This window comes from Bacteroides sp. K03 (assembly GCF_019734355.1).
Taxonomy (GTDB): domain Bacteria; phylum Bacteroidota; class Bacteroidia; order Bacteroidales; family Bacteroidaceae; genus Bacteroides; species Bacteroides nordii.
Genome location: NZ_JAASHC010000027.1, coordinates 1 through 15,484 on the forward strand (window position 1 = coordinate 1; position 15,484 = coordinate 15,484).

At 40.7% G+C, this 15,484-nt stretch carries 7 protein-coding genes; all 7 read left to right on the forward strand.

Going from position 1 to position 15,484, the window contains the following annotated elements; translation table 11 throughout:
• Positions 1 to 72 precede the first annotated feature (72 nt).
• Positions 73 to 3,192, forward strand: coding sequence for a TonB-dependent receptor (locus tag HCG69_RS15910; RefSeq protein ID WP_221650861.1), 3,120 nt, complete (start codon positions 73 to 75; stop codon positions 3,190 to 3,192).
• A 31-nt stretch (positions 3,193 to 3,223) separates the two neighbouring features.
• The gene (locus tag HCG69_RS15915; RefSeq protein WP_221650862.1) at positions 3,224 to 5,230 is read left to right on the forward strand and encodes a RagB/SusD family nutrient uptake outer membrane protein; all 2,007 of its coding nucleotides are present in this window, start codon (positions 3,224 to 3,226) and stop codon (positions 5,228 to 5,230) included.
• Positions 5,231 to 5,260: 30 nt separating this feature from the next.
• Positions 5,261 to 6,226, forward strand: a complete 966-nt coding sequence (locus HCG69_RS15920) for a BT_3044 domain-containing protein (RefSeq protein WP_221650863.1) — start codon at positions 5,261 to 5,263, stop codon at positions 6,224 to 6,226.
• Positions 6,227 to 6,375: 149 nt separating this feature from the next.
• Positions 6,376 to 8,655 (forward strand): GH92 family glycosyl hydrolase, encoded by a 2,280-nt coding sequence (locus HCG69_RS15925; RefSeq protein WP_221650864.1) that lies wholly within the window; start codon positions 6,376 to 6,378, stop codon positions 8,653 to 8,655.
• A gap of 9 nt (positions 8,656 to 8,664) precedes the next feature.
• On the forward strand, positions 8,665 to 10,059 hold the full coding sequence (locus tag HCG69_RS15930) for a glycosyl hydrolase family 30 (RefSeq protein ID WP_221650865.1): 1,395 nt from the start codon (positions 8,665 to 8,667) through the stop codon (positions 10,057 to 10,059).
• Between the two features lie 23 nt (positions 10,060 to 10,082).
• Positions 10,083 to 12,650 carry a glycoside hydrolase family 3 protein gene (locus HCG69_RS15935; protein ID WP_221650866.1) on the forward strand — a complete coding sequence of 856 codons (2,568 nt, stop codon included), beginning with the start codon at positions 10,083 to 10,085 and terminating at the stop codon, positions 12,648 to 12,650.
• Positions 12,651 to 12,882: 232 nt separating this feature from the next.
• Positions 12,883 to 15,471 (forward strand): xylan 1,4-beta-xylosidase, encoded by a 2,589-nt coding sequence (xyl3A, locus tag HCG69_RS15940; RefSeq protein WP_221650880.1) that lies wholly within the window; start codon positions 12,883 to 12,885, stop codon positions 15,469 to 15,471.
• The last annotated feature ends 13 nt before the right edge of the window (positions 15,472 to 15,484 follow it).

The following is a 15,484-nucleotide window of genomic DNA, read 5'->3' on the forward strand; positions in this document are numbered from 1 at the left end:
GATAACTAATTGATTTATAAAGTTAATAACAAATAAAAAAGTATTCAATTATTAGGAATACAACATAGAAGTATGAAGAAATATATATTTTTATTGTTCTTGTTGTGTAGCTATATAACTGTATTTGCACAACAAAAAAGTACGTTTTCAGTGTCTGGAGTAGTATACGATGATTTGGATATGCCGGTTCCGGGAGCCAATGTTTATGTTAAAAATTCTCCGGGAGTGGGCGCTATCACAGACATTGATGGTAAGTTCTCTTTGAAAGCTCAAAAAAATGATGTTATAGCCATTTCGTTCTTAGGTTATAAGCAGGAAGAGTATTTGGTAACCAGGCAGGAAAGTAATGTTGTAATTAAATTAAAACAAGACTCACAAGTACTCGAAGAGACGGTTATTGTGGGGATGGGGACACAACGTAAAGCCAGTGTAGTCGGTGCTATTACGAATGTAGATATAGCAGATATACAGACTCCGGCAACTAATATCAACAATATGTTGGGAGGACGTATTCCGGGAATTATTTCATTACAGCGCAGTGGTGAACCAGGAAAAAATATCTCAGAGTTTTGGATTCGGGGGATTGGTACGTTTGGTGCTAATAGCAGTGCTCTCGTATTGATAGACGGTTTGGAAGGTAACTTGAGTGAAATTGACCCGTCGGATGTTGAAAGTTTTTCTATATTGAAAGATGCCTCCGCAACAGCTGTATATGGAGTTCGTGGAGCAAATGGAGTTGTATTGGTAACTACCAAAAGAGGTACGGCTGATAAATTACAAATCACAGGACGTGCCAATTTGACTATTTCTCACATGGTAAACATGCCGGAGTATTTGGGAGCTTATGAGTATGCAAAATTAGCAAATGAGGCGCTTGCTGTTCGGGGAAATCCGATTGCATATTCAGATATGGCATTGGATCTGATCAAATACCAGCTTGATCCGGATTTATATCCGGATGTGAATTGGCAAGATGAAGTTCTGAATCGTAATGCCTTGCAACAGACGTATTATGTAAATGCGAAAGGTGGAGGTAGTTTGGCACGGTACTATTTAAGCTTGGGCATGTCCAATGAGTCTTCAGCTTATAAGCAGGAGAAGTCATCGAAATATTCAACGGCAGTAGGGTATCGTACGTACAACTATCGTGTCAATTTGGACATCAATCTTACCAAGACAACCACTGTTTATTTTGGTTCAGACGGATTTCTTTCTGAAAAGTCCGAGCCGGGTAATGCAAATACAGATAATTTGTGGGCTACACAGCGGAACTTAACTCCGCTGACTATTCCAAAAGTTTATTCTACCGGACAATTGCCTGCTTATGGAGCAGATAATGCGTACTCTCCCTATGTGATGTTGAATTATACAGGAATGAGTAATATACGGCATTTTCGCGGAAAATCTACTGTGGAATTGAAGCAAGACTTTTCAATGATAACGAAAGGGTTGAGTGGCAGGGTACAGGTTGCTTATGATACAGAGGTGAATCTGAAAGAACAGCGTGAAGTACTTCCTGAGATGTTTTATGCAGCGGGACGTCATTATACAGGTAAGCTCGGTCTATTTTCAAGTGTAGAGAGTAAACCTGTCACATATAAACATCCTGAAGATATGCAATTTTATAAAGTGCATTTCGAGTCAATGCTGAATTACGAAAGAACTTTTGCAGAATATCATCGTCTGACCGGACTGCTGTACTATTACATGAGTAGTGAACAGAAGATAGATAAGGACCTTAATGATAAAGATCCGAGCTTGCAAAGTATGTATGCTATTCCAATTCGTTATCAAGGTCTTTCAGGGCGTATTACTTACGGACTTCGTGATACTTATTTCTTGGATTTGAATTTCGGCTATACGGGTTCTGCTAATTTTGCCAAGGAAAATCGATTTGGGTTCTTTCCTGCTATGGCTGCTGGATGGGTTCCTACCGGATATGAATGGGTACGTGAGAAGATGCCATGGCTGGATTTCTTAAAGATTCGCGGATCTTACGGTATGGTAGGTAATGACCGTTTGACGAATACTCGTTTTCCTTATTTGACACTTATGAAGTCAGGTAGTGGTGGAGGTTGGGGAAGTTCCAGCGGATTTATTACAGAGGAAGTAATCGGAGCTGATAATCTGAAATGGGAGGTTGCTAAGAAAGTGGATATCGGTGTTGAAGCTAAATTGTTTGGCGAACGTTTGAACTTTGTGGTAGATATTTTCCGCGATAAACGTGATGGTATCTATCAGGAACGTCAACTGATCCCGGAATATGCCGGTTTGCAGAAAATGCCGTATGGTAATGTCGGGAAAATGGTAAGCTATGGATCAGATGGTAATATCTCATTTACACAGCGAATCAATAAAGACATGTCATTTACGTTGCGTGGAAACTTTACTTATTCTGCCAATGAAGTACAAAACTGGGAACAGGCTGTGCAGAAATATAGCTATAAGGATAAAGCAGGCTATGTGAATAATGCATATCGCGGATATATTGCTTTAGGACTTTTTCGGGATGAAGCAGATATTGCCGCCAGCCCCAAGCAAACTTTTGGAGATTATTTACCGGGTGATATCAAATATAAAGATGTGAATGGTGACGGTCAGATTACGGATGATGATCAGGTGCCTTTATCCTATCCGAACTATCCGCGTTTGATGTACGGATTTGGTGGGGAATTTGTCTATAAAAATTTAACCTTAGGTGTCTTATTCAAAGGTACCGGTAATACTGATTATTATTTTGTAGACGATAATGGATATTGGGATAAAGGGAAAAATGGTGAAGGTTACATTCCTTTCTATGGTGGCAAGACCGGTAATGTACTGAAAATCGTTGCCGATCAGAATAATCGTTGGACGCCGGCTTCTTATTCCGGTGATCCTTCAACTGAGAATCCGAATGCAAAATTCCCTCGCCTTAGCTATGGTAGTAATAAGAACAATACCCAGTTCTCCACATTTTGGCATGCTAATTCACGTTATTTGAGACTACAGGAAGTGAGTGTGAACTATAACTTGGCTGCAGGTAAATTGTTGAAATATTTGGGAGTACGTTCTCTTGATTTACAATTTGTTGCGTCTGATTTATGTATTTGGAGTCCGATGAAACTGTGGGATGCTGAGCAGGCCGATCATAATGGTGGTGCATATCCTATTCCGCAGCGCTTTGCTTTCCAGATGTATGTGAATTTTTAAGTAATGTTTTTCTGATTTAATTTGAATGAGTATGAAATTCATAGATAAGAGTGTATTATTAATTTCGTGTTTAGCACTGGGATTAATGAGCTCATGTGATTTTTTGAGTGTTGATAAGTATTTTGACGATACATTAAAATATGACTCGGTATTCTCTAATAAGAGGAACCTGGAAAAATATTTGTGGGGAGCAGCAGGAGAATTACCGGACGAGAGTAAGATTTTCGGGAACGACGCTACTCCTGGTATTACGGCTGCCGATGATATTTTTACATTGATGGATCCTGGATTGTTTCATGGGAAAGCTCTGACACTGGGGCAGGTTTCTGCTGCTGATACTAAAGGTCTTGGTGTTTGGGGGACGTGCTATAAAGTGATTCGTAAAGCCAATCTGATTATGAGTAGGATGAACGAATGCAAGGATATTACTCCGTTAGAAAAACAGGAATTATTGGGGTATGCTCATTTTCTGCGTGGTTATGCTTATTATCATATCCTGATGAACTATGGACCGGTTATAATAATAGGAGATGAGCCTTTGGATACGAATGCGGATGCTGAATATTACGATCGTGCGCGTGTAACTTATGATGAATCAGTGGAGTATATTTGTTCTGAATTGGAAATGGCAGCCAAATATATATCATCTGATGTGCCCATTTTGAATTTTGGTCGTCCGTCTAAAGGGGCTGCTTATGCAATTATTGCCCGTATACGTTTGCAGGCTGCCAGTCCGGCATTTAATGGAGGTACAGCGGCCTATCGTTATTTTGGAGATTGGAAGCGTGGTACAGATGGTGTACAGTATATTTCTCAGACTTATGATGAAAGAAAGTGGGCTGTAGCGGCTGCTGCTGCCAGACGAGTGATGGAAATGGATGGTGGACAACGTTATACATTGCATACGGTAGTTGCTTTGTCTAATGGTGCATATATAACTCCTCCATTGCCGGCGGGTGTGCCTTCTGATCCTTTTCCGAATGGAGCTGGTGGAATTGACCCTTTGAAATCTTATACGGATATGTTCAATGGAGAAACTTATCCAACTCAGAACAAAGAATTTATCTGGGCCCGGAATTCCGGAGATGTGGCAGAATTCACACGTCAGTCTTTTCCGATCAATATGGGTGGTTATAATGGTATGTGTTTAACGCAGAAGCTTATTGATGCATATAAAACGCGTGGTGGAAAAACAATTCAGGAAGCGGGTCCCGATGAATATTCAGAAGAAGGTCAAACCAAAAAGGTAGAGACATTCTCTGCTTATCGTCTGAATAGAGATACATATAATATGTATGCTAATCGTGAAATGCGATTCTATGCCTGCGTTGGATTTAGTGGTTGTTTCTGGCCGGCTACTTCATCCAACTCCACAGATAAGAAGAATGTAACGGTTACTTATTATAAAGGAGGTTCTGCCGGAATGGATGCTGCTTCCGGAGAAGATGCAAAAATAAACTATGCTGTGACCGGATATGTGTTGAAAAAATATATTAATCCATTTGACAGTTGGGCTGACGGGGGAACCCGGGTGAGTAAAGCGTTTCCTATTATTCGTTATGCTGAAATTCTTTTGTCTTATGCAGAAGCTGTTAATCATTTGAATAGTACACACTCAATAACGATGGAAAGTGGTGAAACCTATCAACTGTCAAGAGCCGGCAATCTTCAGGATATGATTAGTGCTTTTAATCAGATCCGTTATAGAGCTGGTTTACCGGGATTACGTCCACAAGATTATGCTACAGAAGAAAGTATGGATAAACAGATTGTGATAGAACGATTGGTGGAATTCTTAGCTGAAGGACGCCGTTTTTATGATATTCGTCGTTGGGGAATTTATGAGGAGGAAGAAAATAAACCGATTGAAGGAATGAATATAACAGGGGATCAATATGATTTCTATCAGCGTTCTGTTGTCACTCATGCCGACTACCGTAACCGTGTGGTTGATAGGAAGACCGTATTTTTACCTATTCCCCGGGATGAAATGAGAAAGGCCTCTCAATTGGACCAGAATCCGGGATGGGATGATTAATGTAAACGATATGAATAGAAGAATATTAATATGAAAGCAAGTCGTATATTATTGATAGCTGCTGTGACTTTTGGAATGACAGCATGTGACGAAGATGCACAATTTGACAAAGAATTGTACAAGAAAGTGATAAATGTCCTAAGCGTTGAAAATCTGACTTTTTCGGTGAATCACGATTTGAATCAGGAAGTGTCTACCGGATATATCAGTATTGGGTGCGGGGGAACGAAGCATATCGATCAGGATGTAACTGTAGAGCTGGAACCTGATAACGAGGCATTGGCAAAGTATAATAAGCTGAATTTTGATATTGATGAATCGAAATTTGCACATCTGCTTGATCCCGCCCGTTATGATATACCGCTTATGAGTACAGTGTTAAAAGCGGATAGTGAAGATAACTATAGTACTATACCGGTACATGTACGTCCGGAAGGATTGTCACCCGATTCTATTTATTTGATACCATTGCGTATAAAGAGTGTATCGGCATATGAGATAAATCCGGATAAGCGTACCGTCTTATATCGTGTGTTGTTGAAAAATGATTATGCTTTTCAATCGCCTGTAACAACTTATCAAACAAGAGGTCTGGAAGAACATTTTGATGCCGAAAAGGATAAAGATATTCGTAAATCCTTCTCGTTAACCCGTTATGTGTTACCTTTGACGAAGAACTCTATTCGTTGTTTTGTTGGGCTGAATAGTTATGATGCTTCTAAATTAACGAAAGCGGACATCAGGAAGTATGCAATGTGCATTACAATAGATGAAGATGCTACTTTAACCATTACTCCGATGGGGACTGCTCAAATTGAAATGTTGGATAAGGCAGGAGAAAGTAATTATTATACGACTTATGAAAAGAATAATATTAAATATCAGGCGTTTTATTTGAATTATCGCTATCGTTTGTTGAAAGATGGGAAAGACGGAAGCAATGGCGATGCCGATTATGATATTTGGTATACCATGGAAGAAACAATGATAAGGTAACAGGCATTGTATTTTAAGATAAATAAGGATTGTTTTCAGTGATTTTTTATTCAGGTCTCATGGGGGGTAGAGATGCATAACAACAAATCGTTCCATGGGATCTGTTTTTCTATAGTAACACTTATTAAAACACATGTAACTATTTATTTATGGTAAATATTGTACGTAAAATACTTATTGTATTCTTTTTAATGGGAATGAATTCCGTTGTAGGATTGAAAGCCTCTTCTGTTCAAAAACCGGTTGACTATGTAAATCCATACATGGGGAATATCAGTCATTTGTTGGTACCAACATATCCGATTGTACATCTGCCCAACAGCATGTTACGGGTTTATCCGCAAAGAAGTGATTATACTTCCGATAAAATTCATGGACTTCCTCTGATACAGATCAGTCATCGGGGATCTTTCGCTTTTAACCTATCGCCCTTTCAGGGAAATGAGTCTGAACTATCCCGGGTGATTAATTTTAATTACGACAATGAAGCCACAAAACCTTATCATTATCAGGTGGATTTGTGTAACCAACAATTGCATGTTGAATTTGCTCCGTCTCATCAATCCGCAATATATCATTTTAATTATAAGAAAAATAAAACTCCTTATCTTATCCTGAATGCAGGAAATGGTGAATTGGAGGTTGCTGGAAATATTATTTCCGGCTATCAGAATATGTGGAATAACTTGCGGGTATATGTTTATATGGAAATGGATGTGAAACCGACAAGGATAGGCACACTTCAGTCCGATAAATGGGAGGTAGGTAAACAGAAAGCTAAAGGAGACAATACTTGTGTGGTGGTTGCGTGGGAAGCTGCTCCGATGTCTTTGAATGTTCGTTACGGTGTTTCCTATATTAGTGTAGAGCAAGCAAAGAAGAATTTGAGAAGAGAAATTAAAAACTATAAGTTGAAAGATGTTGCAACCGCCGGACGCAAGATATGGAACGATGAGTTAGGTAAAATACAAGTCGCTGGTGGTACGAAGAATGATAAGTTTGTTTTTTACACCTCTTTATACCGTTGCCTGGAACGTCCGGTGAATATTAGTGAAGATGGATATTATTTCAGTGTATATGATAATGAAGTCCATGAGGATGCCGGATACGATTATTATACAGACGATTGGATATGGGATAGCTATCGGGCCGCTCATCCTTTACGGATATTGATGGATCAAAAGAAACAGACGAATATAATACGTTCTTATTTGAGAATGTCGGAATTGAGTTCAGACCATTGGTTTCCCAACTTCCCCGAAGTGACAGGTGATTCCCGGCGAATGAATTGTAACCATGGAGTTGCTATTATAGCAGATGCCTGGTATAAAGGGGTACGTGATTTTGATCTACAAGAGGCATATATTTATACTAAAGCAGGAATAGAAGAGAAGACATTGGCTCCATGGTCGAGTGCCAAATCAGGTTGGATAGATCAATTTTATAAAGAGAAAGGCTATATACCCTCTTTGATGCCCGGAGAAAAAGAGACAGTACTTGAGGTTAATTCTTTTGAAAAACGTCAGTCGGTGGCTGTGACATTAGGAACGTCGTATGATCAATGGTGTCTGTCACGTATTGCTGCTGCCCTTGGACTAAAGACGGAAGCGGATTCTTATTTGTCATCTTCTTATAACTATCGGAATCTGTTTAATTCGAAAACTTTATTTTTTCATCCTAAAGATAAAGATGGCTATTTTATAGAACCATTTGATTATCGTTTTTCCGGAGGAATGGGCGCACGTGAGTATTATGGTGAGAACAACGGTTGGACTTATCGTTGGGATGTTCAACACAACTTTGCCGATTTAGTGCAGATGATGGGAGGAGCTGATGCTTTTGTTAATAACTTAGATGCGACCTTTAATGAATGGCTGGGCAAACCTAAGTACGAATTTTATTCTCAATTACCCGATCACACCGGGAATGTGGGGCAGTTTTCGATGGCTAATGAGCCTTCTTTGCATATTCCTTATTTATATAACTATGCACAAGCTCCCTGGAAGACGCAAAAGCGGATACGTTCGCTGATTCATCAGTGGTTTAGAAATGATCTGATGGGAGTTCCCGGAGATGAGGACGGTGGCGGACTGTCTTCTTTTGTTGTTTTCTCAATGATGGGTTTTTATCCGGTCACTCCGGGACTACCGGTATATAATATTGGAAGTCCGTTCTTCTCTTCCGTTAAATTAAAGCTAAGTAGTGGAAAAGTATTGGAGATCGTTGCCCGTAATTGTTCGGTTGACAATAAATATATTCAGTCTGCCAAGCTTAATGGCAAAGTATGGTTTAAGCCTTGGTTTAGTCACGAAGATATAATGAATGGAGGCAAACTGGAATTTATAATGGGAAATCTGTGTAATCCGGAATGGGGATCAAGTGTAAATGATGCTCCTCCTTCACTTGAGGTTACATGTATTAATGATTAACTTAACTATATGAAGATTAGGATCTTATTTTTATTATTCTTTTTAGTGCACAGTTGTTTGTCATTGAATGCGCAAAGGGCTGAGATTTATACCACTTCTGAACAATTACCATGGCAAAAGACTCGTATTAAAGTTCAGAAGTATGCTGAATCGAATGCAGATATTATCGTTTCTGAGTTTCAGGAACAGGTTATAGATGGCTTCGGAGGATGTTTCAATGAGTTGGGATGGGACGCTTTGACTCTGTTATCTGAAAAACAACGTAAAACTATTCTGGAAGAATTATTTGGGCTGGATGGAGTGCGATATACTTTTTGCCGTTTACCAATCGGTGCGAATGACTATGCCCGTGATTGGTATAGCTTTAATGAATGTCCGGGTGACTTTGAAATGAAGAACTTTAGTATAGCACGCGATAAAACAGGATTGATTCCATATATAAAGGCGGCATTGGCTATTCAACCGGATTTAAAGTTATGGGCTTCACCGTGGAGCCCTCCGGTTTGGATGAAAACTACCCGGCACTATGCGACAGCTCCCGGAGATCATAATGATTTTACAAAGGAAAATGAAGTAGCAGGAGATCATTTTATTCAAAAACCGGAATATCTCAAAGCCTACACTCTCTATCTATCTAAGTTTATAGATGCTTATAAGGAGAATGGTATTGATATTTCTCTGCTACAGTTTCAGAATGAACCGTATACAAAGCATCAGTGGCCGAATTGTAGTTGGACACCCCAAGCTATGGCAAACTTTATTGGTAAATATTTGGGCCCTGTATTTAGCGAAAGACATCCGGAGGTCGATTTGTGGTTCGGTACGTTCAATTGTAACAAAATGGAAGATCTGAAGTGTGTAATGGAGAATACCGATGCCTCTGAGTATATCCGTGGGATTGGTCTGCAATGGGAGGGAAAAGAGATTGTAGCTGATATTCACCGGGAATATCCTGCTATGAAATTGATGCAAACAGAAAACGAATGTGGCAGTGGTACTTTCGATTGGGCGGCTGCGGAACATACTTTTGATTTGCTGAAAACCTATTTAAATGGTGGCGTCAATTCTTATATGTACTGGAATATGGTGTTGGTGGATGATGGAACCAGTTCCTGGGGCTGGAAACAAAATACGATGATTCGTATTGATTCGCAGACAAAAGAGGTGGTTTATACCCCGGAGTTTTATCTGATGAAGCATTTAAGCCATTTTATAAAAGAAGGAGCCTGTAAGCTGAAAGTATTGAATGGTGATGATATACTGGCTTTCAAAAACACTGATAATCAGATTGTCATTCTTTGTGCTAATAAGGATAAGAAAGAACGGGAAGTACGGATAGCTTGTAAAGGCTATGTGATAAATACTACACTGGCTCCCAAAACATTTAATACGATAACCCTTTAATTATTAAACAATAAATTTGCATAATGAAGATTCTGAAATTAATAAGATGCTCGATTCCATTGTTAGTGTTCTCTCTGTCCGGACAGGCACAGAACAAGACTGAGTTGTTTCGTGACATGACCGCTCCTCAGCATGAGCGTATTTTAGATTTGCTTAATAGATTGACGGTGGAAGAAAAGGTCTCTCTGTTGGTGAATGACGCAAGAGAAATTCCCCGTCTTAACATAGACAAATATAATCATGGCAATGAAGCCTTGCACGGAGTAGTTCGTCCGGGTGAGTTTACTGTGTTTCCTCAGGCTATAGGCTTGGCTGCTACCTGGAATCCTAATCTGATTTTTCGGGTATCCACTGCTATTTCGGATGAAGCACGAGGACGCTGGAAAGAGTTGGACTATGGAAAGAAACAGATTGCTGGTGCCAGTGATCTGCTCACGTTCTGGTCACCTACAGTAAATATGGCCCGTGACCCTCGTTGGGGCAGAACTCCTGAAACTTATGGGGAAGATCCCTTCCTCTCCGGAAGGATTGGTTGTGAGTTTGTCAAAGGTTTGCAAGGAGACAATCCCCGTTACTTGAAAACAGTCTCTACTCCGAAGCACTTTGCTGCTAATAATGAAGAGCATAATCGTTCAAGTTGTAATGCCAGGATGTCCGAACGTGATTTACGTGAATACTACTTGCCTGCTTTTGAGCGTTGTATCGTTGATGGTAAGGCACAATCCATCATGATGGCTTATAATGCTGTAAACGATGTTCCTTGTACTGTCAACACCTATCTGATCAAGAAAGTATTGCGTGGTGACTGGAACTTTAACGGTTATATTGTTTCGGATTGTAGTGCCCCCGAATGGATGGTGACAAAACATAAATATGTGAAGAATCTGGAAGCGGCTGCTACATTGGCTCTCAAAGCCGGACTTGATCTGGAGTGTGGAGATCGCGTGTATACTGCTCCATTGCTGAAGGCATACAACGAATACATGGTCAGCGAAGCGGAAATTGACTCTGCTGCTTACCGTATTTTACGTGGCAGGATGCTTTTAGGGCTTTTTGATGATCCGTCGCAGAATCCTTATAATAAAATAGAACCCTCTGTCATCGGTTGTAAAGAACATCAGGAGTTAGCTTTAGAAACAGCTCGCCAAAGTATGGTTCTTCTAAAGAATCAAAAGAACTTCCTGCCTTTAAACCGGAAAAAGATAAGATCCATTGCTGTAGTAGGTATCAGTGCTGCCCATTGTGAATTCGGGGATTATAGTGGTAATCCTAAAAATACTCCGGTTTCTGTACTTGATGGCATTAAGAAATACGCCGAGAATGCAAATATAAAAGTTGTACATGCCCCTTGGGTATCCAGTGGTACTGATTTTGATCCCGTCTCCAAGGGCTTTTTCCCAAATGGTCTGAAAGCAGAATATTTCAGTAACAGCGATCTGCAAGGTACACCTTCTGTACGTACGGAGGAAGAGTTACTTTATGATCCTGTTCACCGTCCTGACCGGTTTCAACCTGAAGCTCCCATGTCTATTCGTTGGACAGGGACTCTAAAGCCGGTTGTATCGGGTGATTATACCTTAGGGTTGAAGACAGACGATGGTTGCCGCTTGTTTTTAGATGGTAAGAAATTAATAGATTCCTGGACAGAGAGAAGTGCCCAGATGGATCAAGTCATAGTGAAACTGGAAGCCGGTAAAGCGTATGATTTAAGAGTGGAATATTTTGATGGTGGTGGTGACTGTTTCGCACGCCTTTACTGGAAAGCACCGGTTACCGATCAGACCAACCGTTTAGCATTGTTTGGAGATGCAGGAAAAGTAGCAAAGGAATGTGACGTGACAGTAGCGGTACTGGGTATTAATAAATCTATTGAAAGAGAAGGTCAGGATCGTTATTCGCTTGAATTACCTATTGATCAGCAAGAGTTTATTAAAGAGCTTTATAAAGTAAATCCAAATACGGTTGTAGTATTGGTTGCCGGAAGTTCTATGGCCATCAATTGGATGGACGAAAATATTCCGGCTATACTGAACGCATGGTATCCCGGTGAACAGGGAGGTAATGCAGTGGCCGAAGTTCTGTTTGGTGATTATAATCCGGGTGGACGTCTTCCATTGACCTATTACAATTCGTTGGACGAGCTCCCTGCGTTTGATGATTATTCTGTGAAAAATAGAACTTATCAGTATTTCGAAGGGAAACCTCTGTATGAGTTTGGCTACGGATTGAGTTATACGAAGTTCAAATATAAGAAAAAGAGTATTACGCAGTCAAATGATACGGTTGATATTACATTCAATCTCTCCAATGTAGGAAAGTACGATGGTGATGAGGTAGCTCAGGTATATGTCCGTTATCCGGAAACGGGAACATACATGCCGTTAAAGCAACTGAAAGGTTTCTCCAGAGTACATTTAAAGAAAGGAAAATCTGCAGATATTACTATTTCTGTACCTAAAAAGGAGTTACGTTATTGGGATGAGAAGACACGTCAGTTTGTGACTCCCGCAGGTGAGTATGTATTTCAGGTGGGTGGTTCTTCTGAGAATATTAGAATTGAGGAAACTATTAAGCTAAGTACTGTATCCTAATTAAATGATCGTATCATTGAAACGCAGATTATCGCAAATTTACGCAAAGAATATCGTCCCTTAAGTGCAGCAAGCCATCTAATCTGCGAAAATCTGCGATCATTTGCGTTTCAATAAAACACTGGCATAGTATGAATTAAATTTGAAGTACCACTTAATAAAATAGATAATTCAATAGGTCGTTATTACTGATAGACTTGTGCAGGAATAAAAATAAATAAAAAGGAATATGATGAAACAGTTTATTGTCACTTTATGCCTGAGTACAGCTACTCTGGTTGGTATGGCACAAAATGAGCCTTACAAGAATCCCAATCTCTCTCCGGAAGAGCGTGCCGAAGATTTGTTAGGGCGACTAACCTTAAAAGAAAAGGTAACTTTGATGCAAAATGAATCTTTCCCGATAGAGCGTTTGGGTATAGCTCACTACGATTGGTGGAATGAAGCGCTACACGGTGTGGCTCGTGCCGGAATCGCTACTGTTTTCCCAATTACGATGGGGATGGCATCATCGTTTGATGACAAAGCCATAGAGGGTATATTCACAGCAATCAGCGATGAGGCTCGTGCCAAGTATCACGATGCACATCGGCAAGGTCGGAGAGGCGTGCGTTGCGAAGGCTTGACTTTTTGGACTCCCAATGTAAATATCTTCCGTGATCCGCGCTGGGGACGTGGTCAGGAGACCTATGGAGAAGATCCCTATTTGACAAGTCGTATGGGAGTGGCAGTAGTAAAAGGTTTGCAAGGGCCGGCCGACGCCAAGTATGATAAACTTCACGCTTGTGCCAAGCATTATGCAGTGCATAGCGGGCCGGAAGCTAAACGACACTCCTTCAATGCTGAGAATATTTCTCCCCGCGATTTGTGGGAAACCTATTTACCGGCTTTTAAAACATTGGTACAAGAAGCCGATGTGAAAGAGGTAATGTGTGCTTACAACCGGTTTGAGGGCGATCCTTGTTGTGGAAGTAATCGACTGCTGACTCAGATTTTACGTGACGATTGGGGATATAAGCATGTGGTGGTGAGTGATTGCGGAGCTATCAGTGACTTTTTCTATAGTGATCGCCATGCTACCCACAAGAACGCGGCCGATGCCAGTGCGGCAGCTGTGCTCAGTGGAACGGATTTGGAGTGTGGCATTGAATATGCTCACCTGGACAAGGCGGTAAAAGAGGGGCTTATCTCTGAAGAGAGAATCAACACCAGCTTGTTTCGTCTGTTGAAAGCCCGTTTTGAATTAGGAGAGATGGACGATGATGCTTTGGTTCCTTGGAGTAAGATTAGTATCGATACGGTAGATTGTCAGATGCACAAGCAAATGGCTTTGGATATTACCCGCAAATCGATGGTGTTGCTATACAACAATGGGGTATTGCCATTGGGTAAAACCGGTGCTCGTATAGCCGTAATGGGACCTAATGCCAACGATTCAGTCATGCAATGGGGAAATTATGAAGGGACTCCATCTCACACGGTGACTGTTCTTGAAGGAATTCGTAATAAAATAGGCAATGTTACTTACGAGAAAGGATGTGAGTTACTCACGAACCAAGTATTCGATTCTTATTTCAGTGAAATATCTAACAACGGTAAACCTGGCTTTACCGGTACTTATTGGAATAATCTGGATTTGAAAGGTGAAGTGGCAGCTATCCAACAAGTCAGCACTCCTTTCAACTTCAATAATGGAGGTAACACAGTGTATGCTCCGGGAGTGAACCTTTACAATTTTACTGCTTCGTATGAGGGGACTTTTCGCCCGCGGAACAGTGCCGATTATACATTGGTTATTGAAGGTGATGATGGCTATCGTGTTTATGTGAACGATAAAGAGGTTATCAACTATTGGGGGACACATGCCAGTGCCAAAAGAGAATATACGCTAAAGGCCATAGCCGGGAAAGAGTATAAGATCAAAATAGAGTACATGCAGGCTGGCGCTGAGGCTCTGTTGTGCTTCGACTTAGGTATCTATCAACAGATTGCTCCCGAAGCAGTAGCCGAAAGAGTGAAGGATGCGGATGTTGTGATTTTTGTTGGTGGTATTTCTCCTAATCTCGAAGGTGAAGAGAAGAACTTTGTGAATTGTCCCGGCTTCGCTGGTGGTGATCGGACTTCTATCGAACTGCCGGAAGTACAACGTAACATTCTGAAAGCATTGAAGAAAGCTGGTAAGAAAGTGATCTTTGTCAATTGTTCCGGTTCGGCAATGGCATTGGTTCCCGAAACTCAATCATGTGATGCCATATTACAGGCATGGTATCCCGGTCAGGCTGGTGGAACAGCAGTCGCTGATATCATATTCGGTGATTACAATCCGAGTGGTAAATTACCTGTCACTTTCTACAAAAACACAGAGCAGTTGCCTGACTTTGAAGATTACAGTATGAAAGGACGCACCTATCGGTATATGACAGAGGCTCCCTTATTTCCCTTTGGTTATGGATTGAGTTATACAACATTTCAACTTTCAAAAGCCGGATTAAATAAGCGGGTGGCTACTATCAATCAGCCGGTGCAGTTTAAAGTAAATGTAAAGAATACAGGCAAATGCGACGGGACTGAAGTAGTACAGATTTATATTCGTAAAGCGGACGATGAAGAGGGACCGGTGAAAAGTCTTCGGGCGTTCCGTCCGGTAACCTTGAAAGCGGGTAAGTCTGTCACAGTCAATATAACACTTTCACCGGATGCCTTTGAATTTTTTGATCCCGAAACTAATACCATGCGTATTGTACCGGGAGATTATGAAATTATGTATGGTAACAGTTCGAATACTTTGCCGGAAAATAAGCTGAGTCTTCAGTTGAAATGAAAAGAGTTAGTTG

Excerpts from the sequence above, each read along its gene's own strand:
- HCG69_RS15920 (WP_221650863.1), top strand. The coding sequence starts at position 5,261 with ATGAAAGCAAGTCGTATATTATTGATAGCTGCTGTGACTTTTGGAATG.
- xyl3A (WP_221650880.1), top strand. The coding sequence starts at position 12,883 with ATGAAACAGTTTATTGTCACTTTATGCCTGAGTACAGCTACTCTGGTT.
- HCG69_RS15935 (WP_221650866.1), top strand. The coding sequence starts at position 10,083 with ATGAAGATTCTGAAATTAATAAGATGCTCGATTCCATTGTTAGTGTTC.
- HCG69_RS15925 (WP_221650864.1), top strand. The coding sequence starts at position 6,376 with ATGGTAAATATTGTACGTAAAATACTTATTGTATTCTTTTTAATGGGA.
- HCG69_RS15910 (WP_221650861.1), top strand. The coding sequence starts at position 73 with ATGAAGAAATATATATTTTTATTGTTCTTGTTGTGTAGCTATATAACT.
- HCG69_RS15930 (WP_221650865.1), top strand. The coding sequence starts at position 8,665 with ATGAAGATTAGGATCTTATTTTTATTATTCTTTTTAGTGCACAGTTGT.
- HCG69_RS15915 (WP_221650862.1), top strand. The coding sequence starts at position 3,224 with ATGAAATTCATAGATAAGAGTGTATTATTAATTTCGTGTTTAGCACTG.